General features: G+C 39.3%; 24 protein-coding genes, 4 tRNA genes and 2 pseudogenes. 22 read left to right on the top strand and 8 right to left on the bottom strand.

All coding sequences use genetic code 11. The features are described from left to right. Window positions 1–16: 16 nt before the first annotated feature. Window positions 17–1,136 (top strand): annotated as a pseudogene (locus JO40_RS15275) (hypothetical protein). A 14-nt stretch (window positions 1,137–1,150) separates the two neighbouring features. Further along, complete coding sequence (locus tag JO40_RS12480; RefSeq protein ID WP_044979585.1) at window positions 1,151–1,477, top strand: DsrE family protein; 327 nt, start codon at window positions 1,151–1,153, stop codon at window positions 1,475–1,477. 48 nt (window positions 1,478–1,525) lie between these two features. Here the strand turns inward: JO40_RS12480 and JO40_RS12475 are convergent, their stop codons facing one another. After that, a complete protein-coding gene (locus JO40_RS12475; RefSeq protein ID WP_044979584.1) occupies window positions 1,526–2,083 on the bottom strand; it encodes a hypothetical protein in 558 nt (185 codons plus the stop codon). Window positions 2,084–2,224: 141 nt separating this feature from the next. Here JO40_RS12475 and JO40_RS12470 point away from each other — a divergent pair. The 5 genes from JO40_RS12470 (at window position 2,225) to JO40_RS12450 (ending at window position 7,109) form a co-directional block, all read left to right on the top strand. Continuing rightward, window positions 2,225–2,296: transfer RNA gene (locus tag JO40_RS12470), tRNA-His, on the top strand. Between the two features lie 32 nt (window positions 2,297–2,328). After that, window positions 2,329–2,402 (top strand) — tRNA-Arg (locus JO40_RS12465). A gap of 111 nt (window positions 2,403–2,513) precedes the next feature. After that, window positions 2,514–3,134: a 30S ribosomal protein S4 gene (rpsD, locus tag JO40_RS12460; protein WP_044979583.1), complete on the top strand. Its 621-nt coding sequence runs from the start codon at window positions 2,514–2,516 to the stop codon at window positions 3,132–3,134. 148 nt (window positions 3,135–3,282) lie between these two features. Next, the gene (locus JO40_RS12455; protein ID WP_044979582.1) at window positions 3,283–6,048 is read left to right on the top strand and encodes a hypothetical protein; all 2,766 of its coding nucleotides are present in this window, start codon (window positions 3,283–3,285) and stop codon (window positions 6,046–6,048) included. Then, window positions 6,045–7,109, top strand: coding sequence for a hypothetical protein (locus tag JO40_RS12450; RefSeq protein WP_044979581.1), 1,065 nt, complete (start codon window positions 6,045–6,047; stop codon window positions 7,107–7,109). Before JO40_RS12455 ends, JO40_RS12450 begins: the two co-directional genes overlap by 4 nt. 147 nt (window positions 7,110–7,256) lie before the next feature. Here JO40_RS12450 and JO40_RS12445 read toward each other — a convergent pair whose 3' ends face one another. The 4 genes from JO40_RS12445 to JO40_RS13255 all read right to left on the bottom strand — a co-directional run bounded on the left by JO40_RS12445 (window position 7,257) and on the right by JO40_RS13255 (window position 8,994). Further along, entirely contained in the window at window positions 7,257–8,015 is a 759-nt protein-coding gene (locus tag JO40_RS12445; RefSeq protein ID WP_044979580.1) for a hypothetical protein, read from the bottom strand. A 270-nt stretch (window positions 8,016–8,285) separates the two neighbouring features. After that, window positions 8,286–8,543 (bottom strand): HEPN domain-containing protein, encoded by a 258-nt coding sequence (locus JO40_RS13775; RefSeq protein WP_338065270.1) that lies wholly within the window; start codon window positions 8,541–8,543, stop codon window positions 8,286–8,288. Window positions 8,544–8,549: 6 nt separating this feature from the next. Continuing rightward, window positions 8,550–8,690, bottom strand: coding sequence for a HEPN domain-containing protein (locus tag JO40_RS14120; protein WP_170225373.1), 141 nt, complete (start codon window positions 8,688–8,690; stop codon window positions 8,550–8,552). Next, the gene (locus JO40_RS13255) at window positions 8,680–8,994 is read right to left on the bottom strand and encodes a nucleotidyltransferase family protein (protein WP_002669761.1); all 315 of its coding nucleotides are present in this window, start codon (window positions 8,992–8,994) and stop codon (window positions 8,680–8,682) included. Before JO40_RS13255 ends, JO40_RS14120 begins: the two co-directional genes overlap by 11 nt. 437 nt (window positions 8,995–9,431) lie before the next feature. Between JO40_RS13255 and JO40_RS12430 the strand changes: the two genes are divergently transcribed. The 7 genes and pseudogenes from JO40_RS12430 to JO40_RS12395 all read left to right on the top strand — a co-directional run bounded on the left by JO40_RS12430 (window position 9,432) and on the right by JO40_RS12395 (window position 15,777). Then, window positions 9,432–12,617: an InlB B-repeat-containing protein gene (locus JO40_RS12430; RefSeq protein ID WP_044979869.1), complete on the top strand. Its 3,186-nt coding sequence runs from the start codon at window positions 9,432–9,434 to the stop codon at window positions 12,615–12,617. A 71-nt stretch (window positions 12,618–12,688) separates the two neighbouring features. Then, window positions 12,689–12,832 carry a hypothetical protein gene (locus tag JO40_RS13925; RefSeq protein ID WP_158506582.1) on the top strand — a complete coding sequence of 48 codons (144 nt, stop codon included), beginning with the start codon at window positions 12,689–12,691 and terminating at the stop codon, window positions 12,830–12,832. Between the two features lie 232 nt (window positions 12,833–13,064). Then, window positions 13,065–13,295, top strand: a complete 231-nt coding sequence (locus JO40_RS12420) for a hypothetical protein (RefSeq protein WP_002688827.1) — start codon at window positions 13,065–13,067, stop codon at window positions 13,293–13,295. 6 nt (window positions 13,296–13,301) lie between these two features. Next, entirely contained in the window at window positions 13,302–13,559 is a 258-nt protein-coding gene (locus tag JO40_RS12415) for a type II toxin-antitoxin system RelE family toxin (protein ID WP_002688831.1), read from the top strand. 117 nt (window positions 13,560–13,676) lie between these two features. Then, on the top strand, window positions 13,677–14,225 hold the full coding sequence (locus tag JO40_RS12410) for a hypothetical protein (protein WP_084224552.1): 549 nt from the start codon (window positions 13,677–13,679) through the stop codon (window positions 14,223–14,225). Then, a pseudogene (locus JO40_RS12400) lies at window positions 14,222–15,561 on the top strand (leucine-rich repeat domain-containing protein). Before JO40_RS12410 ends, JO40_RS12400 begins: the two are co-directional and overlap by 4 nt. 142 nt (window positions 15,562–15,703) lie before the next feature. Next, window positions 15,704–15,777, top strand: a tRNA-Arg gene (locus JO40_RS12395). On the opposite strand, the gene JO40_RS13250 is transcribed toward JO40_RS12395, so the two are convergent. After that, entirely contained in the window at window positions 15,768–16,184 is a 417-nt protein-coding gene (locus JO40_RS13250) for a cytidine deaminase (protein WP_084224551.1), read from the bottom strand. The genes JO40_RS12395 and JO40_RS13250 overlap by 10 nt on opposite strands. Before the next feature lie 106 nt (window positions 16,185–16,290). Here JO40_RS13250 and JO40_RS12390 point away from each other — a divergent pair, with 106 nt between their 5' ends. Together JO40_RS12390 and JO40_RS12385 are read left to right on the top strand one after the other, a co-directional pair. Next, window positions 16,291–17,331, top strand: coding sequence for a hypothetical protein (locus JO40_RS12390; RefSeq protein ID WP_245608914.1), 1,041 nt, complete (start codon window positions 16,291–16,293; stop codon window positions 17,329–17,331). Beyond that, on the top strand, window positions 17,332–18,195 hold the full coding sequence (locus tag JO40_RS12385; RefSeq protein ID WP_044979576.1) for a M23 family metallopeptidase: 864 nt from the start codon (window positions 17,332–17,334) through the stop codon (window positions 18,193–18,195). A 32-nt stretch (window positions 18,196–18,227) separates the two neighbouring features. Here JO40_RS12385 and JO40_RS12380 read toward each other — a convergent pair whose 3' ends face one another. Together JO40_RS12380 and pheT are read right to left on the bottom strand one after the other, a co-directional pair. Then, entirely contained in the window at window positions 18,228–18,989 is a 762-nt protein-coding gene (locus tag JO40_RS12380; protein ID WP_044979575.1) for a sugar phosphate isomerase/epimerase family protein, read from the bottom strand. Window positions 18,990–18,998: 9 nt separating this feature from the next. Further along, window positions 18,999–20,759, bottom strand: a complete 1,761-nt coding sequence (pheT, locus tag JO40_RS12375; RefSeq protein ID WP_044979574.1) for a phenylalanine--tRNA ligase subunit beta — start codon at window positions 20,757–20,759, stop codon at window positions 18,999–19,001. A 205-nt stretch (window positions 20,760–20,964) separates the two neighbouring features. Here pheT and ispE point away from each other — a divergent pair, with 205 nt between their 5' ends. From ispE to JO40_RS12345, 6 genes are all read left to right on the top strand, one after another. Beyond that, window positions 20,965–21,816 (top strand): 4-(cytidine 5'-diphospho)-2-C-methyl-D-erythritol kinase, encoded by an 852-nt coding sequence (ispE, locus tag JO40_RS12370; protein ID WP_044979573.1) that lies wholly within the window; start codon window positions 20,965–20,967, stop codon window positions 21,814–21,816. A gap of 64 nt (window positions 21,817–21,880) precedes the next feature. Further along, window positions 21,881–22,162: a septation regulator SpoVG gene (gene spoVG, locus JO40_RS12365; RefSeq protein ID WP_044979572.1), complete on the top strand. Its 282-nt coding sequence runs from the start codon at window positions 21,881–21,883 to the stop codon at window positions 22,160–22,162. Window positions 22,163–22,251: 89 nt separating this feature from the next. Next, window positions 22,252–22,324: transfer RNA gene (locus tag JO40_RS12360), tRNA-Gln, on the top strand. Between the two features lie 70 nt (window positions 22,325–22,394). Beyond that, window positions 22,395–23,027: a 50S ribosomal protein L25 gene (locus tag JO40_RS12355; protein ID WP_044979571.1), complete on the top strand. Its 633-nt coding sequence runs from the start codon at window positions 22,395–22,397 to the stop codon at window positions 23,025–23,027. Between the two features lie 312 nt (window positions 23,028–23,339). Next, window positions 23,340–24,695, top strand: a complete 1,356-nt coding sequence (tilS, locus tag JO40_RS12350) for a tRNA lysidine(34) synthetase TilS (protein WP_044979570.1) — start codon at window positions 23,340–23,342, stop codon at window positions 24,693–24,695. A 164-nt stretch (window positions 24,696–24,859) separates the two neighbouring features. Then, window positions 24,860–26,899, top strand: coding sequence for a hypothetical protein (locus tag JO40_RS12345; protein WP_044979569.1), 2,040 nt, complete (start codon window positions 24,860–24,862; stop codon window positions 26,897–26,899). Window positions 26,900–26,919: the final 20 nt, after the last annotated feature.

Genomic DNA, 26,919 nt, shown 5'->3' with positions numbered 1-26,919 from the left:
AATCAGGGAGGAGCCTATGAAAAAACGCTTTTTTCGGCAATTCGGCCTTATATTGAGTCTTTTTATAGCCCTTAACCTTTTTGGGCCAGCTTTCAATATTTTTGGGCCAGCCCTCAATCTTTTTTGGCCGGCCTTTACCCTTTTTGGGCCGGCCCTTAGTCTTTTTGGCCAAGAAAATACCGGAACTGCCTTCCCCGAAAATGCTCTTGATATTGAGGGAATCTGGGAGAACGGGGGGCGGTTTATAGAATTTTCACGAGACATTGAAAAAGATTCTCTTAATATGAGAGTTGTTTTAAAGCCTTATTACCGCTTTGTGTACGAAAAAATGGGGAATTTTTCTTCCTCTATAGAAGCTGTCGAAGATTCTAAAACTCAATTTTATTTAAGAATAAGCTACCCTTATGTTAAAAAAGCCGTTGTTTTTCCCGTATGTATAGAAAAAACTATTTTTTACTTCATTTTATAAAAAAATTCCTTATGAGATAAAAAAAGAAAGCTCGGATAATCTTTTAGAACCAAAAGATGAAAATTCTGCAAATTTCCTCGCCGGCAAAAGGAACCTCTTGGACGGTTTTTGGATAGAGCAGGGCAGTCCTGACGGTATCCTTCTTTATCCTAATGAAGCTCCCGCTTCAATAGATGCTTACTTTTTTAGCGGAGACGATTATATCAGATTCCGGTACTGGCTGGATGACCTTGAGTATAATGATAAAAAGGTGATTGTGCAGATGAATGACGGAATTAGCTGTGAATTTCCCCGTCTTTTAAAAAGAGGCAGCCTTGTTTATTCATGCGTTACTAATACAGGCAGTATTTTACGCAATTATGAAAAGGGAAAATACACAACTTTTTCGAATGCAAGTGCTGAAAATACCCAAGGCCTATCTTTAAGTTTTATGCCTAGCGGAGCAGGCCCCGGAACTCATGCTTCTCCCGATACCTATCCTAAGGCACAATTTTCTGTTTTAGAAAATTTACCTCTTTATATAATGGATGACGGAAATGTCTTTGCCATGGGCTCTCCATTTTTGATTAGATCCGATATTAAAGACCTGGATGCCGAGATCGAAAAGCAGAATGCAAAGCGGAGAGCCCCGCCTGAGCCGTCTATACCACCGGCTGAAGATTTATAAACAAGGAAGGAATTATGCATTATAAGGTTTTGTTTAGGATTGAAAAGTTTAAGTTAATAGACAAGTTAAAGCACAAGATAACTAATTATAAAAGATATTGTGAAGAAATGGGCGACACTGCCGAAATTGAAGTTGTTTTTGCCGGTGATGTTGTAAAATATTTTGAAAATTTTGAAAACGATTTTACGGATTCAGGGCTTGATATTGCTTTGTGTCATAACGCCCTGATGGGGCAAAATATGCCCGATATAAATTACAAAAATATAAGAACCGTCAGGGCCGGAATAGGCGAAATTATAAGCCGAAAAGCTGAAGGCTTTATCGAATACACAATAGAATAAAAAGGTACCTAAGATGTCCTTAATCATAGGTACCTCTTGAAATGTTGATTATTCTTTAGGCCAAGTCAGCACTTTTTCGCAAAGGGCAGCAAAGTCCTTTGCTACTTTTTTTGCATCGCTTACAGGGATAACCGCTTCCTGATTTAATGTTTTTTCAAAGAAAAGTTCGATCGATTTAAATGTGTCGGGAAGAGGATAAAAAAGGAATGCAAAGTTAATTCCTACAGGTTTTACTACCGTAAAAGCCGAAATAGCGTCCTGAGGTTTTTTACTGTAGATAATGGTAGACTGATTCTTTGCAGTATAAATATTGGATTCCTTAAATCTCAATGGTACTTGAAAGTTCTTATCTCTAAATACCGGTTCCGTTGCCTTGTGAGGGAAGTTTGCGGGCTCTACCAAGAGGAAAAGTTTTTTTCCGTTTGTTTGGAATGTTAAGCCGTCGCCGGTCATATAAATGTCTTTTACTGTTGAATATGAAATTACCTCATAAACACTGTAGGCCGAATCTTCCTTAAAAAAAGATGAAACGATGTATCCTTGATCCATTGGAAGTTTGTTTTGAGCGTAGGCTTCAAAAAGATCAATTGCTTTTAAATTTGACATAAAAATCTCCTTTTGATTTATTAAGTAGAATTATACACTATTTTTTTTAAGTCTTCAAGGCTCAAAATTGAACTTTGTCTAATTTTGTAAAAAAAGACCTTGACATTTTTTCAGTTTTTTAGCATAATGAGCTCTCAATTGGTGGGTATAGTTCAGGGGTAGAGCGCCAGATTGTGGTTCTGGTTGTCGTGGGTTCAAATCCCACTACCCACCCTATGCGGGACTTACAAGGCTCCGTTTATTTTGCGCCTGTAGCTCAGCTGGATAGAGCATCGGACTTCGAATCCGCAGGTCGCACGTTCGAATCGTGTCGGGCGCATAGATTTGCCGCCTATTTTACTGTTTTATTTCCATAATTTTTAATTACTTGACAAAACAGTCTGATTTTGATAGGCTTAAAAATCTATTTTATTCTTATAAGAGGTGACGAATGGCGACTAGACAGCCTAAAGGAAAAACAGTTAGACGGCTCGGCGTTAATATTTACGGTAACCCAAAATATGACAAACTTTTGGATCGTAAGCCGAACAGTCCCGGAAAAGAACGCGGCGCAAGAAAACGGGGCAAGACTTCTGTTTATGGAGAACAATTAAAGGAAAAACAAAAATTCAGATTTGCTTATGGAATTTCGGAACGTCAGTTTACGAATTTATATAAAAAAGCAAGCCGAATGCCCGGTGTTACCGGTGATAATATGATTTCCTTGATGGAACAGCGTTTGGATAATACGATTTATCGAATGGGCTTTGCTATCAGCCGTGCACAGGCCAGACAAATGGTCACGCATGCTTATTTTTTTATTAACGGAAAGCCCGTAAACATTCCCTCGATGTGCGTAAGCGTAAACGATGTTATCACAACAAAAAATAAAAAAGGTATTCAAAACCTTATCCGTCATAATATGAGCACTTCTCAAAATGCGAGAGGCTCTTGGCTCACGATTGATGATGAAAAACTTTCTGCTACGGTAAATATTTTGCCCGTTCCTACAGATATTCAGCCCGTAGGAAATATACAGAACGTCGTTGAATACTACTCAAGAAAAGCTTAAGTTTTAAACTTAAGTTTTAGGTTCTTGTATAAACGGCTCATCCTGAGAATGAGCCGTTTTTTATTATTCTCATGCTTGATTTTTTGCTCCTTTAGTTCTATAATATCAAATATAAAATGTTGAACACAATTAAATTTGGAGAATTTAGATGAGCGATAATCCGGAAACAATATTAGATCAAAAAGAAGATGAAACCGCCTCTTTAGAAAGCGATAATCAAACTGTAGCGGAAGAAAATAAAACACCCGAAAAAAAAGAAGTAAAAGTCAAAAAAAAGCACGGCATTTTTTTTAAAATCGGAATGACTCTTTTAGTTATTTTACTTGTATTGGTTTTACCCGTTGCAGGTTTTCTTATTTATTCCGCAATTGACGGCATAAATCCGATAGAGTACATACCTGAAGGACATTATGCCTATGTAAACATAGATTCTGCAGGAGAGCTTCTACAAAAAACTCTTTCAATGCGGACAGTCGATTCCGTTTTAAACTCACCTGAAACAGCTCAGCTTCAAGGTGCCTTACGTTCCCTTAGAGCTTCTCCTCTCTTATCTTCATGGTGGTTCGGCTCTGCATCAAACATCAGCTTAGACATAGCCGCCTATCCTGAAAATAATTTTTTAATTTTTGCTAAACTGGGCTTCCGATCTGCCGTAACGCGGCTTTCTCCCATTATCTTAAAATTTTACCCTGATTTGTTGTCTGATTTAAAAGAGCTTAAGCCGATTGAAGAAAACGGCATAAGTTTTTGGCAGTATGATTTGGGCGGAGGTCAAGCTGTATATTTTTTAAATTACAAAGATTCCGTAATTGCCTCTACATCAAAGAATTTATTTTTTTCGGCCCTATCTAAAAAGAATGAAGATGAACACATTAAAACCTTGCGTAAATTTATCAAAGAAAAGAAGGGCGGCTCTTTAAGCATATTAAGCGATGTAAATTATTTTACCAAAGACACGCCTAAAGACGATTCGATAAGCAATAATGTTGTGCGTGCCCTTAAATTTCCTGAAGACGCTAAAATAAATCTTAGCTTGGATTATAAAGATATAAGTCTTTCGGGGCTTTGTAAGTGGGAAACCGAATCCGAGGGCTTAAATACGATTCTTCAAAGGCAGGCCTTTATTCCGGGTATATTGAACAGGCTTCCAAAATCAACCGACTATATAAGTTTGATAAATATGGGTGATCCTCAATTTTTATTCCAAAACGGAAATGATGTTTTAGGTTCATCTATATTGAAAGCCTACGAGTCGGCAAATAAGGCTTCTAAATTTATTTTTAATAAGGGCATTGAGGACTTGCTCTTTTCGTGGATGGGAGAAGAGATAGGTGTTTTTGAAGTAAAGCAATCCGATGTTCCTATCTTTTTTGTTTCTTTAAAAGATGAAAAACTATGCAGGCAAACCTTTGAATTGATCTATACCTCATTTTTTATAAATAGAAATATTTCTGCCCTTGTCGACGGCATAAGAATACCGCGTATAGAATTTCCCGATATTTTAACGGGACTTTTACGGGCCTTTAAGGTTGAGCTCCCCACTCCTTTTTATGTTATTGAAGGAGGGTACCTTTATCTTTCGCAGAGTGCGGAAGCCCTTGCTTCTACATTAAATGATGTAAAAAGAGGAGACTTACTTGTAAAAACCGAAAACTGGAAAAACATAACAAGGTCTATTTCTCCCGAAACATCCGTTTTTGTTTATTATAATTTGGAAAATCAAGTTCCTTCATTTTTAAGAACAAATCAGGTTTTACAATCCGTCTTAAAAGGTTTCGGGCGGGGGCTAATTTCAATACGGTTTGAAAAAGAAAAAACCGTTAAATTTGAAGTTTATGCCCAAAAAACCGAAGCCCATGCTTTGGGAGAACTTTCCGCCTTTCCATTCGAATTTAATTCAAAGTTGAACTCGTACCTCTATTGCGGAAAGGGAACAAACAATGTGCCCTTTGCTTATTGGGTAAGCGGATCTAATCTATATGCTCTAAATTTAGCGGATAAGCAATTAAAGTCGATTAAACTTGATGATAAGGCTTATTTAAATCTTGATATTAAAAAGGGTGTTGTAAATTCCGTTTGGGCCGTATCTGCCCGCGGAAGCGTCTATAAAACCGATTATAATCTGAACGCCGCCTCAGGTTTTCCGATTTTAACCGGAGAAAAATTAAGCTCTTCTCCGGCGATTATACAGGACAAGATAGTTATTCCGATTGCCAATAAACCCGTTCTTTTATATGTAGACAGCTCGGCTACCTTTTATTATTCGGACGAAATGAATACGCGCTTGCGGAATTCTCCTTTAGTATATGGAGATTTTATTACGGCTATTCCCCGTTCCTTTGACAGCTTTATGTATATTTTTGATGATAAGGGAAAAATCGTTTCCGGTTATCCCAAAGAGCTTGACGGTATCTCGGCCGTTCAGCCTATTTTATATAAAAATAATACATACGAAGCCGTGTTGACGGAAAAGGGTTTGTTTTCTCTTCAGCCTGCACTTATACGGGGAAAAGAGGAGGCGGTTTATTCCATAGACCTTAATAGCTCCTGTAAAACTCAACCCGTTTATTCCGAAAACTTAAAAATGTTTTTTTTGATTACGGATAACGGCTTTTTATATAAGATAGATACCGAGTGCAACATAATAGACAAAATTCCTTTAAAGCAAAAAAATGCGTCCGATTACCTTATTACCCTAATTGATCTTGATGCGGACGGCTATGATGATGTGCTTGTTTCGGGAGGAGGAAACTCCATATATGCTTATAATGCCAACCTTTCTCCATTAAACGGTTTTCCGGTTGCAGGAACGGGAATCCCTTATCTAATCGATGTGGACGGAAACGGAAAACCCGAATTAATAACTTGCGGAATAGATAACCGCATTCATTCTTATACGGGAGTTTCAAAATGAAAAATAAATTTTTGCTTTTGCTGCTTTGTGTTTTGATGGTTTTTGTATCTTGTTCTACAATGCAAAAAGATTCTATTTATTCTACTACATTATCTCAAGATAATATTCAGAATGTAGAAAATATTGAAATTGACATAGTCAGGCAGTACAGGGAAAACAATCAGGAAAAGATTGAACAGATAAAAAAGGATTTAAATGCTCTTTTAGCTTCTCCTTCATCTGATAGATCCTATCTTGCCTTGGTATATGCCCTCTATGCCGATTACTTTTTACTGAACAGGGACAAGGTTTCTGCAAAAAAAATACTTAAAACTGCCGAAAGCTATAATCCTCATGAAGAATATGTGCATCTGATTAAAGCGAGGTTACTCGACAGGCTTGAAGACCAAAGAGATTATTTGATTTCGATGATTAAACTAGACCCGCGTGCCTACAGGCTGCAATCGGAGCTGGGCTTTGTCTATTACCGTTTGGAAGATTATACTGGAGCTTTGGTTGCCTTTGATGCTTCCTTGGATTTTTTAAACGAAGAATACAGCCTTCTTTACGGTGAAAAGAGGGAGTATTGCAAAAAGTTTTATAAGGTTGATTCCGATCTAAAAAAGTCCACTGCTCAGATTTTAACCCAAAATAGGATAAGCTTAATAGATATGACGACCCTTACTCAGGATAATACCCATGCCCTCGATTCAATTACGGGAACTGCCTTTTGGCGGCCTGCAATGCTTGCAGACAGGTTAAAGGCCGCGGGCTGGTATGCCGATTCGGCCAATCTTTCAAAGGGACAGGCAACAAGAAAGGATGCCGCTCTTTTTTTGTGGCACCTCCTTATATGGAATGACAATGAGGCACTCACTCAATACAGCCGCCAATATGTCTATAGCGGAAAACCAAGCCCGATACAGGATGTAGCCATAGACGGGGTTTACTTTGATTCAATCATAGGCACTGTAGAAGAGGATGTGATTCCCCTAATCGACGGCCGCCTCTTTGCTCCGGATGGAGAGGTTTCAGGGCTTGACTTTTATGAATGGCTGAAAAAAGCCGACGGTTTAAGATAAAATAAAGAAACGTTAAATGCGAACGCCAAGTGCCGGTTCGGGAGGCCTGACTTACTCCGGTTTGAGCTGCAATATAAAAAGAATTGCGCCTTTATAGGCACCCTTACGGGTGCCTATAAAGGCGTCCATAAGGAATTAAGGTATCCTCTATTCGATTTTATATTGCAGCAGCAAAATCCTCAAATCTTCTTTGTTTGTTACACCGAAAAGACGGCATGCCGCCGCCATATCTTTTTTTACAACCGAGGTGCTTACGTGATATTCTTCAGCGAGCTCTTCGTATGTTTTCCCGCCGGTAACCGTGCCTTGAATAAAAAACTTTTGCCTCTCCGAAATGCCGTGGTCCGACAAATGCAAGGCCGAACCTTTAGCAGGAAGCGGAATTTCAGGAGTAACAACTTCTGCAACAGGCAAAAGAAAGGAGAGCTTTGATTCCAGTTTTTTATAAAGACAGAGCAGAAGTCCGAAGTGAAAAAGAGTAAGCGCAATTTCGAATACCGCCATTTTTATATTAAACGAAAAATAAAGGCCTGCCGTAATGAGTACCCAGTACAAACAGAGTGCCGCAATCTTTTCTTTATAGCGGGTTTTAAAATCTCCGTTTACAAAAACCATAATGCAGCCTGAGGTAAAAAGGAGGGTGCCGATACCTACAAAACCCATCTGAGCGGTAATCCCGCCTTCAATAAAAAATAACAGATACGAAATCATTTTGCAATCCGGTTTTATAAACAAAAAGACACACAAACCGGCGGCAACCGCATTAACGGCAACATCAATCCACCGTACAACCGGAATAAACCCAGCAAGCGGAACTTGAGCTGTAATATTCAGCAGAATTGCAACACACAACACAAAAAAAGCGGATGCATACATAATACGGCTAACGGTAAAAAATTCTTTCATAACGAAAAGAGTATAAAAAAAGACGGTATAAAATACAAGTAGCCAATCAATAGGTAATTTGTAATGGGCAATTTGTAATTAAATTATCAATTACTCATTAACTTTACGGTCAGTGGAAAAGTCACACAGCCTGTGCTTATGCTTACGTACATCCCGATATTAGCGTATTGCACTGCAATTTTAAAATCCCCTGCCGGAACCGATGGATCCAAAAAAATGATGAGGAGAGAAATGTACAATGATGTACATTCATAAGCGGGTATACGAATTTTAACTTCTGCAGGTTTTAATTTGCTCTTTGCACCAGTCTACAACAATATCCATATCGGAGAGAGCTTTTCGGGTAATATCTTCGTCAATATCGGGATATTGCGGATAGCGGAAAGTCGCGTCAAATGGGGTCAAATCATCGCTTGCATTTTTAACGGAAAGAGGAACTGAAAAAAAAGGTTCTATTTTTTTAAGGAGACTAATTAAGTCATGTATTTTAATAACTTCAATTTTCTTTAAAATAAACAATGCTTTAATAGCTTTTTAGGCAGCTTGCTGACAGTGAAAACAAATTATTTCCAATGGTTTGGGGTGCATCATTTTAAAAAGATGATAGGCGGTACTCATATCCATTTCAACAAACCGGAGCCATTCATCGACATCATGCTCAAGGTCATTTTTCATATATTAATATTCCTTCGGTTGAAACCGTTTTTTCCAGTGTGGGTCTTTTTATGCGCTCATCAAAGTTTAATACATCGTTTACAATTACATCGCAAGGGGTTGTTCTGCAGTTACGAATAGCCCGATATGCTTTTTGAGAAAGTAAAATCGGATTACCGCTTTTTTCGTCTACAACCACATAAAAATCGTAGTCGCTCGTTTCGGTTTCTTCGTTGCGTGCATAGGAGCCGAAAAGATAAATGCGTGCGGGGTCGAGAGCTTCTTTTATTTTTTCCGTTATTTGTTTGATTTCTTCCGTTATCATCAGTTATATTATACACAAAAAATAGGACATTTGCAACGTAGAAAAACACAACAATGCCGTAAATTTCAAGTTGTTCCATTCTCGCGATGTTTTGCCGCAAGGCAAAACTCGAAGCTCGATTAAAAAATATACCTCCTGTATATTTTTTAATCACGAGTTTTAGGCTTTTTGCCTAAAACATCGTATGCTTAAACCACCCGCCATCCATGGCGGGAAAAACACGGATGTCCAATTCTTCAGCGGCACGGATGCCGCTGGTTCCACGCCTTACGAGTTTTTTGCGCAAGCAAAAACACTCGAAGCTGAAAAATGTACAAGGATGTACATTTTTCAGCGAGTAACCAAAGTTCTTTTTCGGTAACCTTGGTTCTTTTTAGCAATATGAGCTTGTTTTTAATGGATAAAATATTAAAACCGTAGTATATTATGCTATCATGATGAAAAGACTTTTAAAGCTTTTAACAGCGGCAGTTGCCGTAATTGTACTTTTTACAGCCTGCGAGCAATTTCTGAAAGATCCGGAGGATTTTTTAAGCTATTGGGCGAGCGAAGCCTTTATCAAAGACCACAGCATCGATTCGGCACATAGGCCGGACGGAGCAGGTGTTCCGTGTGTCGGCTCTTCGGCGCCCGTAGATATTACGCTTACAGTGCATAACCCGAAAAACTTTCCGCTCGTTATGCCGATTTCTTCGGCACCTGCGGGCATTGTCGAATTTAAAGAACTTTCCGAACAGCCTGCGGTAGGAACCCACTATGAACTGGAGCAAACCGATTCCGGCAGGCTGAAGCTTACATATAAACAAGCCTTTTTACAAAAATACGAACAAGGTTCAGCCGTCTTAAACCCGATTATCACCCTAAAAGCTAAAGACGGCAGGGTATTTAAGCAAACCTATACTTTCGGCATAAAATCGAACACCCCGCCGCCTAAACCCGAAATCATAATTGCAAAAACAAAAGAAGCAGACTCTCGTTATGTGCTCTGCCTTAAATTCAATTCCACTGAAATGGAAAAGCCGGTAACGATAAACTCCGGCACCGTACCGGTACACAAGGATATTGAAAAGATCACAATAAACGATTCCTCTTACACTCTTTTATACAAAGAGGATAACTCAGACTTTCAAAAACCTGCTGGAGACTCGTTTTTCGAGCATGGGAATGTAGAAAAATTAACCTCATCTTCCCCAGACTTACCGTCCGGAGCGTGGGTATTGTATTTTAACACCGGTGTAGCGGTGCAAAGCGGAAACCAGCAAACATCGTACACCATAACCTTGAGCGACAAAGAAGGCGTTGTTTCGGACAGCGTTACCGCAGAGCTAAAAGAGAAATTTGAAGTTAAATTTGATGCAAAAGGCGGAAATTACACGCCCGATACTCAATATATACTAAAGGGTGATAATGTAACAAAGCCGTCACCGGATCCTGAAAGACTGGGTTATATCTTCGGCGGCTGGTATACGGATACCTCGTATTCAACCCAATGGAATTTTGACACCAACACGGTAACCGGCAATATGACGCTCTATGCAAAGTGGACGGCGGCGAAGTACACCGTAACATTCAGCGTAACCGAAGGAGAGGGAAAATTGGAGGGCGTATACGACGGTCAAACCAAAACAGCTCAGGATGGCGACCCCGCGGTAACGTTTACCGATGTACCGCATGGGGCGCAGGTAACCTTTACTGCAACGCCCACAGATCCAACCCAATACAAGGTTGGAAACTGGACTTGTATACCTTCGACAGACTTTACAGTAACAAGTGGAAACTCGACCGCTTCGCTTATCGTAAAGGCAAATACAACTGTAACCGTACAATTTGTACAGCTTAATGCCCTAACCCTGGATACGCTTGAAATACACGGAAACGACGCTAAAAGCGGCTCCGTTATACTGCCTTATACCGTAACTAAAGTGGAGCAAAACAATATAATTCTTACGTTTAGCGGACATCCGGGTATTCCGTTTACCGTAACACCGCAATTGCCGCTTAACTTAACGGAGGGAACGAGTCAAAACATTACCATAAACGTTGCGGCAAGTCCGGGCAATTACCTTGCGTGGTCAAAACCGGTAAGTATAACCCGATCAAAAAACAACGTTGCAAACTTAAAGAGCTTTAAGCTTAACGGAAAAACTAAAAACGCTCCTTTTGATAGTGAATACACGGTCGCTTCCGATACGGCAGAAGTAAAGGATTTTACCTTTGATACTGCCAGCACAGGAGCAACGGCAAGCGTAAGTCCTCAAGGAAGCGTAAGTATACCCGTAGGTACGGGAAGGAGTTTTACAATCACGGTAAAAGCTCAAGACGGTACACAAAACACCGTAACATTTACCGTAAAACGCCAAAAATATAACATATCTTACAGCGTAGCGGGCGGACACGGAAAGATAAAAGCCGATTCAGGTTCTGAGGTAGTAAACGGCAGCAAACAAGTCGAATACGGCGAAAACATATCCTTTACCGCAACACCCGATGAAGGCTGGGAGTTTGACAGCTGGACAGGCGTAAGCTCCTCATCGACTACCGCAACGCTTTACAACGTAACCGCCCCTACAACCGTAACGGTTAAGTTTAAACCGGGTACATTCAACCTTACGGGCGGCGGCCCCGATGCGTGGAAAAGGCTTAAAGAAGAAGCGGCAAAGACAGAAGGCTCTCACACCATCGTTATCAACGGGGAAATAACAGCGACCGGCGGAGACAATGCGGGCGAAATTAAGCTCGGCAGGAACCTCACCATAAAGGGCAGTTCTTCCGCCGTTTTGAACGCAAACGGCAAGTCGCGCGTCTTCAATGTGGAAAGCGGCAAAACCCTTATCCTTGAAGACATAACGATTAAAAACGGCAAGGTCTCCGAAACAGGCAGCGGCGTATACGTAGCCGGCACATTCGAGATGAAAGGCAATGCAAAAGTGGATACAAACAACGACGTCTATTTGGAAAGCGGCAAAACCATTACCGTAACCAAAGCATTGACAAACACACCTGCCGCACGGATAACGCCGAGCAACTATACCGACGGCAGAGTTCTTGCGACGGGCAGCAACGCCGAAAAAGCGAACTTTAAGGTAACACCTCAAGACGGCAATAAATACTGGCGGTATAACAAGAAAGACGGCGTTATAAAGTTTGTACCGGCAACACTGACGGTTACCTTTGTGAAACTAAAATGCGTAGAAGAAAAAGATATCGGACCCACGGCCGAATATTACTGGACGATGGAAGTTAACGGGGTTATGGTAGATAATCAATTTGATGAGTACAACACATGTGACCTCAAAAACGGACAGTCATATACCATCAATAAAAGCTTTACCGAGTCATTCAGTTTCTTCCCTGAAGATAAAAAGATACCGGTAAATATCGAAATTTACGAAGAAGACAACGGTCCTGATGATCATATCGGTACGACCAAGGCAAAGCTGTCGTATCAGTACAATAATGATGCATGGCACTGGGGGTATGTAGCTAATGGTCATGAGAACGGAAACCAAGGACTAAATGGTTATAAATTGATAACTGAAGGCGATGAAGTGGAATTTACGGAACAATACCGGCACGACGACGGCGACACCGACGTTACGATTAAAATAAAATGGAAGGAGTAATGCAATGGGGAATTTGGTTTAATGTATAATTAATAAAGTGTAATTAATAATTGATAATGGAGAATTGATGTATGAAGAAAAATTATGTAAAAACAGCACTCTGTGTGCCGGTGTTTTTGTGGATTATGGGAGCTTCCCTTCTTTTTGCCCAAGAGGTAAAAGCGGTTAAATTAAAAAAACCGCTAAGGCCGCAAAGTTCGCAAAGAGGAAAGTAAACAATACTTCAAACAAAGCTCCCCTTAAATTCCTTTGCGCTCTTAGTGTCCTTTGCGGTTAAATTAAAAGAAACCGCTGGCCGCAAGGAACGCCAAGGGAAAATTAAAGAATGTGTTATCAAATCGCCATCAAATTCCTTTGCGCTCTTAGCGTCCCTTGCGGTTAAATTAAAAGAAACTACTCTTTTAAAACTACTGAAGATATGGTATAATAGAGTTAAGGAGGCTTGTTATGTATACAATGACTATGACAAATAAAGTGTATCAAGCATTGGAACGGGCGGCAAAAATTACCGGAGCGGCTAAAGATACCGTCTTGGAAAATGCCCTAAGCCGCTATCTTGCCGAATTGCAGGAAGATGCCGAAGATGCTCTGCTTGCCGAAAAAGCATGGAATGACTTTGAAAAAAGTGGGGAAGCTGCAATACCTGCCGACGTTCTGTATAAAGAACTTGGACTATAACTTAAAATGAAAGTAGAATATGCTCCGGCAGCGAGCAAACAATTTTCACGGCTTAATAAGCCGATACAAAGCCGAATCAAAAAATATATGAGTGAAATTGCCTTACTTGATAATCCTCGTTCCCGCGGTAAAGCACTTACTTCAAATCTTTCAGGTCTATGGCGATACCGCGTCGGAGACTACCGCATTTTGTGCCGCATCCGTGACGATAAGCTGATTATTACCGTCATCGAAATTGCTCATCGCTCAACGGTATACCGATGACTGGTCTCAGTAAAGAAGAAGTGGAAGCAATTAGTTAATTGGTAATGGATAATTGGTAATTTAAGAAAATTACACATTACAAATTACCAATTAAAAATTACTTATCGGGAGAATGATGTGAAGAAAAATTATGTAAAAACAGTACTCTGTGTGCCGGTGTTTTTGTGGATTATGGGAGCTTCCGTTCTTTTTGCCCAAGAGGTTGAGGATGAACCTAAGAGAGAAAAAGACGGCTTTCATTGGTCTTTGGGTATTTCGGCGGAAGGGAATATGAATGTACCGAAAGGCTATGCCTTGGGTGCAGGTCTTTACGGAATGTTTGTACTGCCTGATTGGGTAAAGGCCGGCAGGTTTTCAGCCGGTGTAAAGCTCTTGTATTCGACGGGATTTAAAAGATACGGACTTCTTGATACGGCTCTTTTATTCCGCTGGAACTTCTATGATTTTGCAAAGTTTAAAACCTGCGATTCGGGCTTTTTTGTTCAGGCGGAAGGAGGCGTTTCCTTAGGCTGGAACGGAAAGGCCGCAAAACCATTTGTATTCGGTTTGGGAGAAGGAACATTCGGTTACCGCTTTGCAGTAAAAAACTTTTTTATCGAACCATATATAAGAGGCGGCTACCCCGTAATCTGGGCTGCCGGAATAAGCGGAGGTTTTAGAATATGAAAAAACATAAAGGTAAGATTTTAGTTTTATTTTTGGCGGTACTTTTAGTATCGGTTATGTCTTGTGAAAACCCGTTTTTAAAGAAGATGTTGGTTGAAGAGGAAAAGGGAAAAACCGTACCGGCAGCCCCTGAAAAACCGCATGCCCCTTTATCGAAGGCGGCGCTTCGCTCATCTTAAGTCACGATAAACTTGACATTACAGTTAAGGCAACAACCGCCGATAGTACCCCCGTTACAGTTGAAGGCTGTACCGAGACAACACTCCCAAGCGGTGCCAAAACCGTGCTGCACGCAAAAGGCACTGTCGTTATCCTTAAAGGCAAAATCAAAGAGCTGATCTGCAGCAGCAACCGGCTCACCGCCCTTAACGTGCAGGGCTTAACCGCTTTGCAAGAGCTGGACTGCGACTGGAATAAACTCACCGAGCTTAACGTACAGGGCTTAACCGCCTTGCAAGGGCTGTCCTGCTGGGGCAATCAGCTTACTGAACTTAATGTACAGGGCTTAACCGCTTTGAAAAGGCTGCACTGCGGCAGCAACCGGCTGACCGCTCTTAACGTGCAGGGCTTAACCGCTTTGAAATATCTGAGCTGCTGGGAAAATCAGCTGACCGCCCTTAACGTGCAGGGCTTAACCGCTTTGCAATGGCTGTACTGCGACGACAATCAGCTGACCGTCCTTAACGTGCAGGGCTTAAACGCTTTGCAAGGGCTGATCTGCTACGAAAATCAGCTTACCACGCTTAACGTACAAGGCTGTACCGCTTTGCAAGAGCTGCTCTGCTACCGCAATCAGCTGACCGCCCTTAACGTGCAGGGCTTAACCGCTTTGCAAACGCTGAAGTGCTACGGCAATCAACTCACCGAGCTTAAGGTGCAGGGCTTAACCGCTTTGCAAGGGCTGTGGTGCTACAACAATCAGCTTACCGAACTTAATGTGCAGGGCTTAACCGCTTTGCGAGCGCTGTGGTGCGGCGTAAATCGGCTAACCGAACTTAACGTGCAGGGCTTAACCGCTTTGCAAGAGCTGTACTGTGACAGAAATCAGCTCACCGCTCTTGACGTGCAGGGCTTAACCGCTTTGCAAGGGCTGTGGTGCTACAGCAATAAACTTAATGCAGACGCATTTAAAAAGCTCTTTGACGATTTGCCGGTGCGGGCGGATAGCGATGATGCGAAGTGTTATCTTTACACCGAAGAAACCGGCGTTAGCGAAGGCAATCACACGGACTTTACCGCTCCGCAAGACTTAAAGGATGCCTTTGATAATGCTAAAAATAACAAGAAGTGGAAGATGTATAAGATGAATGGAAGCTGGCCCGGGGTTGAGATTTAATTCTAGTTGGTAATTCGGTTTAATGTGTAATGGGTAATCGCCTACTTAATTACAAATTACACATTACCGATTAAAAAATATAATTATTTTTAAACCGCCGTATTGAACTTTTAGGGCTTTTTGAGTATAATTCTTTCCTGTTGATCCGTTAGCTCAGTTGGATAGAGCGGCTGCCTCCTAAGCAGCAGGTCGGACGTTCGAATCGTCTACGGGTCATTTTTTAATTCATGCAGGGCGTCAAAGGGATAAATTCCTTTAACGTCCGTCAGCACTACATTATCGAGCGAAGAACCGAAGATTACCGGTATATCTCCGCCCATAAATTCCGAAATAACCTGCCTGCAGGCTCCGCAGGGGCTTACAGGGTAGTCCGCATCCGGCGTTGCAATGGCGATGGCCTTAAAATCCATTTTTCCTTCAGAAACGGCTTTAAAGATTGCAGTCCGCTCTGCACAGTTTGTAAGGCCGTATGAGCGGTTTTCGATGTTTACACCCGTTACAATAGAACCGTCTTCCAACAAAATAGCCGCACCCACATGAAAATTGGAGTAGGGGGCATAGGCCTTTTTTGCAGCCTCAAGGGCTGTTTTGAATAAATTTTCTAACTGACTTGAAATTTCCATAAAAGTAGTATATCATATTTTTCATGTTATTTAAAGGAAAAATAAATTTATTTTTATTGCTGTAATCATTCTTCTTGTTATATATATTTTTGCCGCTGCGGTTCCGATGAAGGAAAATGTCTATCTTATGCCTGAGTGGGCATCTCCCATACCTCAAGTTCAAAACGACGAAATTTATTCCAGAGAGGCAGGTGCATCTTCAGATGAGCTTAAACAAAAATTTGCCGGAAAGACTCCGATTGCTTTTTCTTTGGGGAACTCGTTCGGATATTTTGCCGAAGACGGCGAAATTTTACGGGCCGAAACGGCTGAATCAAGATTTAGTGCTTCTTTTTATGCTTGGACAAAGTATCCCCAAAAGCCTCTTTTTACCGATATTTATAAACCGGACGAATTCGATATTCAAAAGCCTTTTTTGAGAATTGATGAGCCTGGTTATGTTTACCTTGATAAGGATAGAATTTTTTTGTTTAAACCCGAAGGTTCTTCTCTTTCTCAATATGATAAGACCGGAAAAGAACTTTGGACTTATACGCATACTTCTCCTATTACGGCTTTTCAGTCATCTAAGGCAGGCTGTGTGATAGGCCATTCGGATGGGCTTTTAGTATGTCTCGATTCTGACGGAAACACTCTTTTTAGCTTTTACCCGGGGGGCAGTACCTATCAAGCCGTAATGGGGGCTGCAATCTCTGAAGACGGAAAACAGGTTTTGTGCCTATGCGGCCTTAATAAACAAAGGGTGGTGCTTATAAATGTGCTTGACCATCAGCATAAAATAGTATTTCATTATTATTTTGAACGGGATTTGAGAAGACAGACCTTTGCTTCATTTGATGAGTCCGGCTCTTTTGCAGTCTTTGAGTCTGCTGACGGTATAGGTATAATAGATTGCAAAAGTTTGAAACTTTCTATTATCAAAGAAGACGGTTTTATAATAGGCATGGGAATTCAAAGTGAAAGAAACCTTCTTACAGTGTTGGTTCAAAAAGAAAACGAATGTTCCCTTCTTTTAATCGATCCGCCTAATTTTATGATGGGAAAAACGAAGTTCAATTCTAAAAATGCTTTTTTAATTCAAAAAGAAAATAAAATTTATATAGGCACGGATGATAAGATTGCTGCATTTGAAATAAGGGGGCTTTAAATGAAAAAAAATATATATAAATTTTTATTTTTTGTTCTGTTTTTTAATTCTTACGCCTTTGAGTGGCCTGTCGAAATTCCTTCCCTTTTACGCTTATTCGGGCAAAGAGACGGTGATGGTAAGGCCTTTTCTCAATCCGCAGTATTTGCAGATACGGACATTGTTAGAGCTTCAGGCTACGGTAAACATTTAATAAGTATTGAAGAAAAAAACAGTACCCGCTTTTTTCCCAGTACCTTGGGAAATGCTCTTATCTTTATAGATGATGAAGGACTCCAAACTATTTACGGAAATCTTACCGATACAAATGTTTTTACTTCACGAGAACAAACCGAATCGGGTTCAATAATCGGGCATACCGGAAATTCGGCATGGACGGAAGAAAACTCCTTAATTTTTCAGGTTGTGGATGTCCGCAATGATGTTTTAATAAATCCTCTTTTATTTATGCCTGAAATTGAAGAAAAAATACCGCCTCAAATTCAAAATACTGTTTTAGTAAGTTCCGATAATCAGCAAATAAATTTGGAAACTATAAAAAAAATAAAGCAAGGATCATATGATCTTTATTCTTCGGTCTTTGATTTTATAGAAAAAGACGGCCCCGTCCTAGCCCCTTTTAGAATTACGGTTTCTATCAATGGAATGAATATCGCCGACCTTCCATTTGAAGTTTTAAGTTCCGACGGAAAATCCCTTTATTTTAAAAACAAAAAAACGTCTCTATCTCTTTTATATCAAAAGGACGGCAGAATACATTTAGGAAAAATAAATTTGCCTTCAGGAAAAATAGAGCTTATAATCACCGCCTTTGATAAGGGCGGAAACGAAAAAAGTTCTTCTTTTATTTTTCAGGTAGAATAGCAAGTTAACTTAAGTAAACTGATGAGCAAGGCTCACTTGTAAAAAGAGGATATTCTTTCCATTTCTTTTTTTATATCAATATCCCAATATTCCAAGCAGATAGGGCAGTTGAGCCGATATTTTTCTAACAGCTTAGACAGTTTTGTAAAGTCTTCTTTTGAGACGGGATTATGGAGATCGCTTTTTCCGTCATTGGAATGAAGATGCATGTAGGCTATGTGCTTTTGATTATTTGAAAACCAGTTTTCGAGTTTTTCGCCTGAGACCATGGCATGTCCCAAGTCTAGGTTTAATTTTACCTTAGGCAAGGCAACCGCTTCTATAAGTTTTGCACTAAGGCGGCTGTCCTTTTCGCATACGTTTTCTAAAACCACACAGCCGTTAAAGCCTGAATTTTCTACGGCCTCGTTAAAAAATTCCGCATTGTTTTTTAAGAACAAATCGAATTTAAAATCTTCTTTAAACCAAGGCATAATCTGTGTATGAAAAATTATAAAGTCCAGGTTTAAGAGCTTTGCAAAAAATAAATCCCTCTTGTACATTTTTCTGCTGTAAGCGGCTATGTCCCTATTAAAAGAAGCTATATTTAAATCGATAAAGCTGCCGTGCATGGATTTTATTCCTTTTAAAGATGGCAGCTTTTTTTCGTATTCGTTTAAAAGAGAGTATATCTCCGAGTCGGTTAAACAAGGTTCGGTAAAATCTTGAAGCTCAACTCCTAAATTAAGGTCATTAAAAAGATTAAGATCAAAATCGGCGATTGTCCGAATGGCCTTAATCAGCTTATTTTTCATAAAGAGTTTTTAGTTTTGAGTTTTCAAAATTTTTTCGATATTTAATTCTCCCGCAAAACAGGGAATGTTTATATCCCAATTTTCCAAAACTTTAGGATTTACCTCTCCGAATATTCCTATTTGTTCCCCATTGTAAAGAAGGCCTGCCTGCCTCCCCTGAATAAAGCGTGGATCGACGGTTTCGCAAACCTTGTATTCTATTCCGAGGTAGTATAAGAGGTTTGCCGCCTCGCTTGCTGCCGTATTAAAGTTGGCATTTTGTTCCGCCGTTAAAAAGCCTAAACTTTGGGCTGTCCTTGTGCCCGTCGCATCGGTTTTATCAAAAAAGGCTATCTTTCCGGTCTCAAATATTTTGTGGGGGTAGGCCGCATTTGCAGAACCCATCTCGGCATTTAAAAGAGAGGGGAGAATAGAGTTGCGTACAAACTGATAGTTTTCGGACATCGGGTTTGAAATCTCGATAACCGAATCCTCATCAATACACATTCTTTCAATATAGTCCTTTTTTGAGCCCAGATAGTTAAAGATCATTTCCTGATAGCCCATGCCTGTCATAAGCCCCTTTATTTTTCGGCTTAATAGAGTTGCAGGCAAAAGTCTTCCTATTGTAAATTCGTTAGGCTTTTCGGGCGTAAAGAAATTAACGGTCTTCCCCATCATAACATCTTCGATTATGTCCACCTCATGAAGAAAATCGTTGCGGTAGGGTGAGGGTTTTAGCATAATCTTATTGCCTGAAATTTGAGTTTCCGAGTCCATGAGCTTTAGGGCTTCGGCAATTTCTTCTGCCTTAAAAGAGGAGCCTAAGAGCTTGTTGACGGCTTCTACTGAAGTTTCTGCATTTTCTTGGAAATAAAACGGGGTAGTAAGAATTTTTCCGTATCCCGTTTCATAAGGATGTTCTATTTTAACGGGTAGAATCTTATATCCGCAGTCGGCAAAGTCGCATGCTACTATATTTGCTGAAAGTAAGATGCTTGTCATATCGGTGCCGGTAAATTCTACAAAAAGATCTGTATCGCCTGCTTGAACTGCTCCTATCTTCGCACTGTTTATAACCGGCGGCATAGAAAGGACTTCGCCGTTTGCATCTTTCAAAATCGGAAAGAATTTTTTGCCTTCAAGTAATGAGGCGTACTCAATCCCTTTGGGGTGTTCTTTTAGTATTTTTCTGCATAAAAGAGGCTTTTCCATACCGAGCGGAGTGAATTCCGTTTTGTCGGGATCCACGGCCGTGTATTCGACCGGCCATTTTATAAGTTTGGAGCGGTAAACACCCATAGAAAACGTCTTTCTTTTTCTTCCGAAGTTGCGGCAAAGTTTTTCTTGAGTTTGGATTATGTCGGCAAGCATGAGCTCGTCTATGGGCTTCCCGGAAATTACAAAGCCTGCCGCAAAGGGACGGATGTCTTTAAGTTCCGGTGATACTTTAACCGTACGGTCAGCTGAGTCTTGCATTTTTTCTTTTGATGAAAGGAAGCTCTGATAGCTTTTTGTATTTGAAGTCCCTCCTGCATGAATGCGTAAAAGCCTTGCAAGGCCTGCCGTAGACCATAGGTCGGGGCGGTTGGTGTCATTTAATTCTATCTTAATTATACGCTCTTTTTCGGGAAGAGCCGTGTCCGGTTTTTCGTCAAGCTCTGCCTTTGCAGATGTTAAAATTTCTTCAAGTTTATCGTAATCGTAATTGTGCTTTGCTCCGAGCTTTGCTTCTAGCTTTGCTCCTAGCAATTTAAAAAAAAGGCTTTCATTTACTTCAATTTTGGGCATTCTGTCCTCCGCAGTTAAAAAACTGGGAGGAATTATATCATAAATTATGGCTTTGTGCTATAAGGGGTGAATAGAAATGACTGTAATAGAACAAAAAATTAAAACTATGGCGATAAACGTATTTAACATAAAATTTTGACAATTCCGCTATTTTGTATGTATTTTGTATTGACAAAACTTTATAATTGGGTATAATCCTTAGAACATGATTAAAAGTGCGATCAGCCTTAAGGCTCATGCAAAAATTAATCTGCATTTGGAAGTTTTAGGAAAGAGAAGTGACGGGTTTCATGACATTGTAAGTGTTTTTGCTCCTGTTTCTCTTGACGATGAGCTTTTGATGCAAAGAATACCGGATAAAAGATGTATAGTCTTGTCCCCGCTGGCTGAATTGCCTGAGGAAAATACTATTACAAGGACTTATGAAGAGTTTAAAAACTTTACCGGTATTTCTGAAGGCATTTCCGTAAGGGTTTTAAAAAAAATCCCTGAAGGAGCCGGCCTAGGCGGCGGTTCTTCAGATGCTGCTGCTGTTCTGCATGGACTTAATGATATGTTTTCTGCCGGTTTACGGGAAGAAGAACTGAAGTCTATCGCCTTAAAAATAGGAAGCGATGTTCCGTTTTTTTTGGAAGATGGGGCAGCGGTTGTAAGGGGCCGCGGAGAAGAAATAAAGAGGGTCTTTATTTCTTCGGATTATTTCGGGATTTTGATTTACCCCGAAGTAAAAAGCTCAACAGCCGAAGCCTACAGCCTTTTAGGCCGTAAAGAATCAGAGAGACTGAATGCTGCTTTTAATCCTGAGCTTTTTTGCGGTAAAGATTGCCGTGAATGGCCTTTTTTTAACAGTTTTGAGGATGTTCTTTTTAATAAATATCCTGCAATAAAAAAGGCAAAACTAGACCTTTTAAAATACGGGGCCGACTTTGCTCTTATGAGCGGTGCCGGTTCTTCGGTTTTCGGGCTTTTTAAAGATGAAAAAACAGTAAAAAATGCCTATTTCAATCTTTTTGAGGAATACGGCAAATGTTTTTTTTTCTTGATACTTGCGTTCTGATAAAAAGCGTAGTAAAATATTGGTAGGTAGAATATTACCGATATTATTATGCAAGGAGGGCAGTATGGAGATTACAGAAGTCCGTATTCAGAGAGTGAGCCTAGGGAATAGTTTAAAAGCTTATGCTAATATTACGTTCGATGATTGTTTTGTCCTTCATAATGTAAGAGTGATTGAGGGTAATAACGGTTTGTACATTGGAATGCCTAGCCGGAAGTTGAGTAACGGTGAGTTTAGAAATATAGCTCATCCTATCACAGCCGACTTTAGGGATAAAATGACAAAGGCTGTTTTAGAGACTTATGAAAGAACTTCAAGCCTTCCTGATAATTCTGTGAAAGCTTAAGTTTAGCCGAAGCAATCATCTTCTTAGGTAGTGCTAGTTTTATTTTTCTTTTTGGGATACAATTCGGCTTTTGCCTTTTGTATATATTTTGGGACGTCGGCAAGTGGTAAGCCAACGGCTTTTGGTGCCGTCATTCCGTAGGTTCGAATCCTACCGTCCCAGTATTGAGTCCGCTTTTTATCGCGGTACTTGTTGCAAACTAAATAATTGGTAGTAGAGGAGTTCTGGTATTATGGAACAGAGACTGTTAAATGCAAATGAAAGATCGGCATACGGTAAAAGTGCTGCTGTAAAAATTAGAAAGGAAGGCCGTATTCCAGCTGTAATGTATGATAGGCACGGTAAGTCCGTTTCTCTTGATGTTGATAAAAGAGAATTTATGAAGCTTTTTAAGCTCGTTACAGAAAGTACCATAGTAACATTGAGTGTTACCGGAAAAGATTACGAAGTTTTTATTAAAGATTTTCAGCATGATATTGTTAACGATGAAATTAAGCATATTGATTTTTATGAAGTAGAGCGTGGAAAAACATTGCGTACAAAGGTAAAGATCAGGCTTGACGGCTCTCCCGAAGGGGTACGCCATGGCGGAATTTTGGAAACCGGTATTACCGAGCTTGAATTGGAATGTTTGCCTAAAGACTTGCCTCCTAGAATTATTGTTGATGTTTCGGCCTTGGATGTAAATCAATCTCTCCATGTTAGAGATATTAAATTACCTGAAGCCGTTACAGTTTTAACAAACGATGATATAACCGTTGCTGCTATTAAATTTGCCGCTGCTGAAACTACAACTCCTGCTGAAACTGAAGTTGAAGAAGCCGAAGCTCCTGCTGCCGAACCTGATTCTGCAGAGGCTAAATAAGCTGTAATGGAACTTCAAAAACTTTAGCTTTTCCTTAGATTTAATTTGTGATGTTTTTCGTAAGTCATTGATATGTAAGGACTTACGAAAAACTAGTGGGTATCTCTATTCTGAAGAATGCGAAGAAAGTCTAACAAAGTTTTTTACAAGATGCTAGAGCATCCGTTAGAGCTGATGCTCAGTTGTTGCTCGATCTGATGCTCGGCTGCTTCTCAGCTGTTGGCTGGCAGTTTTTGACTCTTCATAATACTCCTCTCATTTTTTCTTAACTGTTGACCATTTTTGTAAATTGTGTAAAATCTTATCGTAAATATGAAAAAAGATTTTTTAAAAAAGGTAGTGCATAATTTTTACTCTTTAACGGATAAAAAAGGCGGAGGACATGTCAAACTTTTGCTTGCCGTATCGGGAGGAGCCGACTCCATGGCAATGCTGTCGGCCTTTTTTGAACTAAAAATCAGGTTAAACATCGACATTTTCGTAATAACAGTAAACCACAATATCCGGCCTGAACAAGAAAGCTCAGGAGATGCTTCCTTTGTTTTAGACTTTTGCAAAAATAAATGCCCCTGTATTTTAGCCGAAATTCCTAAAAATAAGGTATTTGAAGAAGCCGGCATCAAAAAGACGGGAATTGAAGATGCTGCCCGTTTTTTACGTTATAAAGAATTTGAAAAAGCTGCAGAAACCTTAGAGGCTGATTATATTTTGACGGCTCACAATAAAAATGATTATTATGAAACCGTTTTAATGAGACTTTTTCAAGGTTCTGAGCCTGAAGCTCTTATGGGAATTTTACCCAAGCGGGGAAGATTTATACGGCCATTGCTTAATATTACTCGGTTAGAAATCGAAGACTATCTTAAGGAAAAAAATATCCCGTGGAGAGAAGATTCCACTAATTTTAAAACATCCTATCTTAGGAATAATATCCGGCATAACCTTGTTCCTGCCTTAAATCTTTGTTTTGACGGTTGGCAAAACGGTTTAGATAAAACTTTAGAAAAGATAAAATTTCAAAATGATTTTGTATTTGAAGCCTATAAAACAAAGAAAGAAAAATGGGTATTGGATAAAAAGGAGAATTACTGCCTATGTAAATTTCTTTTTTTTATAAGTCTTGAAAAAGTCTTAAAGCTTAAATTTCTTCAAGAGGGCATAATTCTTTTGAAGGGAAAAAGAAGAATTCCATATTCGGTTTTTGACGATTTGATGAAAATTTCCGCTGCAAAAAAGATAATTTTTTCGGGCGGGTTTTGTATAAAAAAAGAAGGAGATAACCTATTGCTTTTTAAAACCGTATATGAGGAAAAGAAAAGTGAGCTCTTTTATTCTATTTGGATTGATAAACCTTGCAGTTTTGATACACCTGCAGGGAATTTTAAGGCTTTACAAGGTGAAGACGGCTTTTTTATCGTGCATGAAAACGATGATACCTGCGGAATCGGGCCCTTTAAGCCTCCTTTTTGTATGCGATCGCGTCTTTTTGGAGATGAAATTGAAACCTCATCAGGCTCAAAAAAATCGATAAAAAAAATTATAAATGAGTGGGATATAAGCTATGAAAATAGAAATATTTTGCCGATAATCGAAGAGGGCGGGGTAGTTAAAGGAATATACGGTGCCGCTATCGGTAAAAAAAATTGGTATGTTATAGGGGATGTGTGATAAACGGTTCGGCACAAATGGTGCCTCTCTGTTTATCTGACGAGTTTGCCTTTCAGGCAAACGTCGCATTATATTATGTAGTTTTGCATAAAGCAAAACTACTTGAAAAAACTTTTTTCGGAAACTGATGTTTCCTGCAAAAATTTTTTATGGGAAGTAAAGAGATGAAATATTCCTGTAGGTTCAAGTATTTTAAGCTCAAGCATAAGCTATGTGCTTTTTTTATTTTAATTTGTATAGGTCTTTATGCAAATCAAAGTGAGGGGGTAAATTTATCTGCCGCTCTTTCTTACTTGCAGAATTCGGCAAGGCTTTTTACTGAAGAAAAATGGAACGAAGCCTTGTTTGAGGCACAGCTCGGTGAAGTTTATGATCCAAAGACTGCCGATTTTTTATATATTCAGGCAATGTGCGGTTTAAAATTAAATCATCCTAATGAGGATATACTGGAAAAAGCCGATGCTTCCTGTACGGACGGAATGGTTTGGCGTTTATATGATATAAATGCCGGCAGATTATTGGCTGCTCAGATTAATTGCAGGATGTTAAAATATAAAGAAGCTTTAGACCTTATACGGTTGTTACCATTTGAATCTGCCGACAGTGATTATGTAAAAGCCGATGCTCTTTACGGTCTTGGACGGGATACTGAAGCAAAGCGCTTAATCTTAGAGGCTTCTGATCGATGGTCATTTGATGCCCGTTTTGCAAAATTGTTTTTTTTAAGAGAAAGAGGAAAAAAAATCGACTTTTTAGGTAAAAAATTATCCGAACATATTCTTTCCAGACTATATGTATGGCAAGAAGAAAATCCTTCATTACTTTTACTTGCCAGTCCCTTTGAAACAAAGTCGGAGGAAAATATCAGGAGATTAAAATTATATCGAGGTATGTATTTGCCTTTCAGTGAATCCAATTATCTTGAAGACTTGTACTATCGATCTTATTCTACATTACTTTGTTTACGGTACGGTATAATTGATGAACAAACTGCTGTGAGTGAATTTTTATCCTCTAAGGTTTATTACTTTAATCCCATTTTAAAAGAATATACTCTTACGCATGCTATGTATGAATCCCATTTGGTTGAACTTTTACGCTTGGTTTCAAATTCAATATTACGAAATGAGATTAAAAATTTTTTATCGGTTTATGATGGCTTGATAGTAAATGATGAAAATGCCGATTTAATTATAGACTCTAAAATTTATTATAAAAACGGAAGACCTTGGTGCGCCGAATTCGATACCTTCCAAACAGGTTATCCGGAATATACGGTAGAATGTAACTTCGGAATCCCTTCGGCAATACATGGCAAAAAAAACGAATATACCGCCGTTTATGATGCTTATCCTGCCGTTAAAACATTTACAAAAAACTCCGTAATATATGTAATGAGGCCTCTCGATTTAACTTGGGCACCAATCGAATTAAAAGAATTAAATTTAAAACTATACGGCATCAATCAAAAGCAAAATGCTTTTTTCTCTTTAAAGATCGATAAAAATGCTGAAAGTTTACATCAAGGAACCTTAATTTATTCTTCTGCATTTTCTGAAGAAAATACTCCTTACATAGACGGGGGCGTAAAAAAAGTTTTTTTTGATAAGGGTATCCCTATAAAAGCAGAGGTAACCGTATCCGGTAACTTATATTCACAAACTAATTATAGAAACGGTTTGCCTGTTTTTGAAAACATAGATAAAGACGGAGACGGGTATTTTGAAACAAGGGTTGAATATGATTCCGTAGGTTTATTAAAAAGGATTGATATAGATTTAAATAAGAATAAACTTTATGAGTATTCCGAACTTTATGAAAAAGACGCTTCCATTATAAAAATTTGGGATAACGATGAAGACGGAAATTTTGAAATTAAATATATTCAATATGAAAACGGAGATTCTCAAACGGAATGGGTCCATCCGAAACTTAATAAACGGGTGAGTGTAAATTTTAAAAACGGTATTCCCGTAAACTTATTTGATGGAGAAAAAAGACTGGATCTTATACCATCTGATAAGGGTAATTTATTTTGGCTTAATAAAAGCCCTACAAATATTGAAAAGATAAATGAAAAAATTATAGAAATCTTTAACCAAACAGGTCTAGTGGTTGTTTCATATATGTTTAGTATCAATAATATTGAAGTTTATGCTGTTCGATCGGGAGGATTTGTTTTTGCAGAAATCGTTAATGAATAAACTATATTTTTTTATTTTTA

The organism is Treponema putidum, assembly GCF_000755145.1.
Taxonomy (GTDB): domain Bacteria; phylum Spirochaetota; class Spirochaetia; order Treponematales; family Treponemataceae; genus Treponema_B; species Treponema_B putidum.
The sequence above is the reverse complement of the archived record's forward strand: the minus strand, read 5'-3'. Positions and strand labels throughout refer to the sequence as shown.

Bases quoted from the DNA above. Each gene is read 5' to 3' on its own strand.
- JO40_RS12390 (WP_245608914.1), top strand. From the start codon at position 16,291: ATGAAGGAAAATGTCTATCTTATGCCTGAGTGGGCATCTCCCATACCT.
- pheT (WP_044979574.1), bottom strand. From the start codon at position 20,759: ATGCCCAAAATTGAAGTAAATGAAAGCCTTTTTTTTAAATTGCTAGGA.
- JO40_RS12445 (WP_044979580.1), bottom strand. From the start codon at position 8,015: ATGAAAGAATTTTTTACCGTTAGCCGTATTATGTATGCATCCGCTTTT.
- JO40_RS14120 (WP_170225373.1), bottom strand. From the start codon at position 8,690: ATGAAAAATGACCTTGAGCATGATGTCGATGAATGGCTCCGGTTTGTT.
- JO40_RS13925 (WP_158506582.1), top strand. From the start codon at position 12,689: ATGAAGAAAAATTATGTAAAAACAGCACTCTGTGTGCCGGTGTTTTTG.
- spoVG (WP_044979572.1), top strand. From the start codon at position 21,881: ATGGAGATTACAGAAGTCCGTATTCAGAGAGTGAGCCTAGGGAATAGT.
- rpsD (WP_044979583.1), top strand. From the start codon at position 2,514: ATGGCGACTAGACAGCCTAAAGGAAAAACAGTTAGACGGCTCGGCGTT.
- JO40_RS13250 (WP_084224551.1), bottom strand. From the start codon at position 16,184: ATGGAAATTTCAAGTCAGTTAGAAAATTTATTCAAAACAGCCCTTGAG.
- JO40_RS13255 (WP_002669761.1), bottom strand. From the start codon at position 8,994: ATGATAACGGAAGAAATCAAACAAATAACGGAAAAAATAAAAGAAGCT.
- JO40_RS12355 (WP_044979571.1), top strand. From the start codon at position 22,395: ATGGAACAGAGACTGTTAAATGCAAATGAAAGATCGGCATACGGTAAA.
- JO40_RS12450 (WP_044979581.1), top strand. From the start codon at position 6,045: ATGAAAAATAAATTTTTGCTTTTGCTGCTTTGTGTTTTGATGGTTTTT.
- JO40_RS12420 (WP_002688827.1), top strand. From the start codon at position 13,065: ATGTATACAATGACTATGACAAATAAAGTGTATCAAGCATTGGAACGG.
- JO40_RS12455 (WP_044979582.1), top strand. From the start codon at position 3,283: ATGAGCGATAATCCGGAAACAATATTAGATCAAAAAGAAGATGAAACC.
- JO40_RS12345 (WP_044979569.1), top strand. From the start codon at position 24,860: ATGAAATATTCCTGTAGGTTCAAGTATTTTAAGCTCAAGCATAAGCTA.
- JO40_RS12475 (WP_044979584.1), bottom strand. From the start codon at position 2,083: ATGTCAAATTTAAAAGCAATTGATCTTTTTGAAGCCTACGCTCAAAAC.
- JO40_RS12430 (WP_044979869.1), top strand. From the start codon at position 9,432: ATGAAAAGACTTTTAAAGCTTTTAACAGCGGCAGTTGCCGTAATTGTA.
- ispE (WP_044979573.1), top strand. From the start codon at position 20,965: ATGATTAAAAGTGCGATCAGCCTTAAGGCTCATGCAAAAATTAATCTG.
- JO40_RS12415 (WP_002688831.1), top strand. From the start codon at position 13,302: ATGAAAGTAGAATATGCTCCGGCAGCGAGCAAACAATTTTCACGGCTT.
- JO40_RS12480 (WP_044979585.1), top strand. From the start codon at position 1,151: ATGCATTATAAGGTTTTGTTTAGGATTGAAAAGTTTAAGTTAATAGAC.
- JO40_RS12380 (WP_044979575.1), bottom strand. From the start codon at position 18,989: ATGAAAAATAAGCTGATTAAGGCCATTCGGACAATCGCCGATTTTGAT.
- tilS (WP_044979570.1), top strand. From the start codon at position 23,340: ATGAAAAAAGATTTTTTAAAAAAGGTAGTGCATAATTTTTACTCTTTA.
- JO40_RS12385 (WP_044979576.1), top strand. From the start codon at position 17,332: ATGAAAAAAAATATATATAAATTTTTATTTTTTGTTCTGTTTTTTAAT.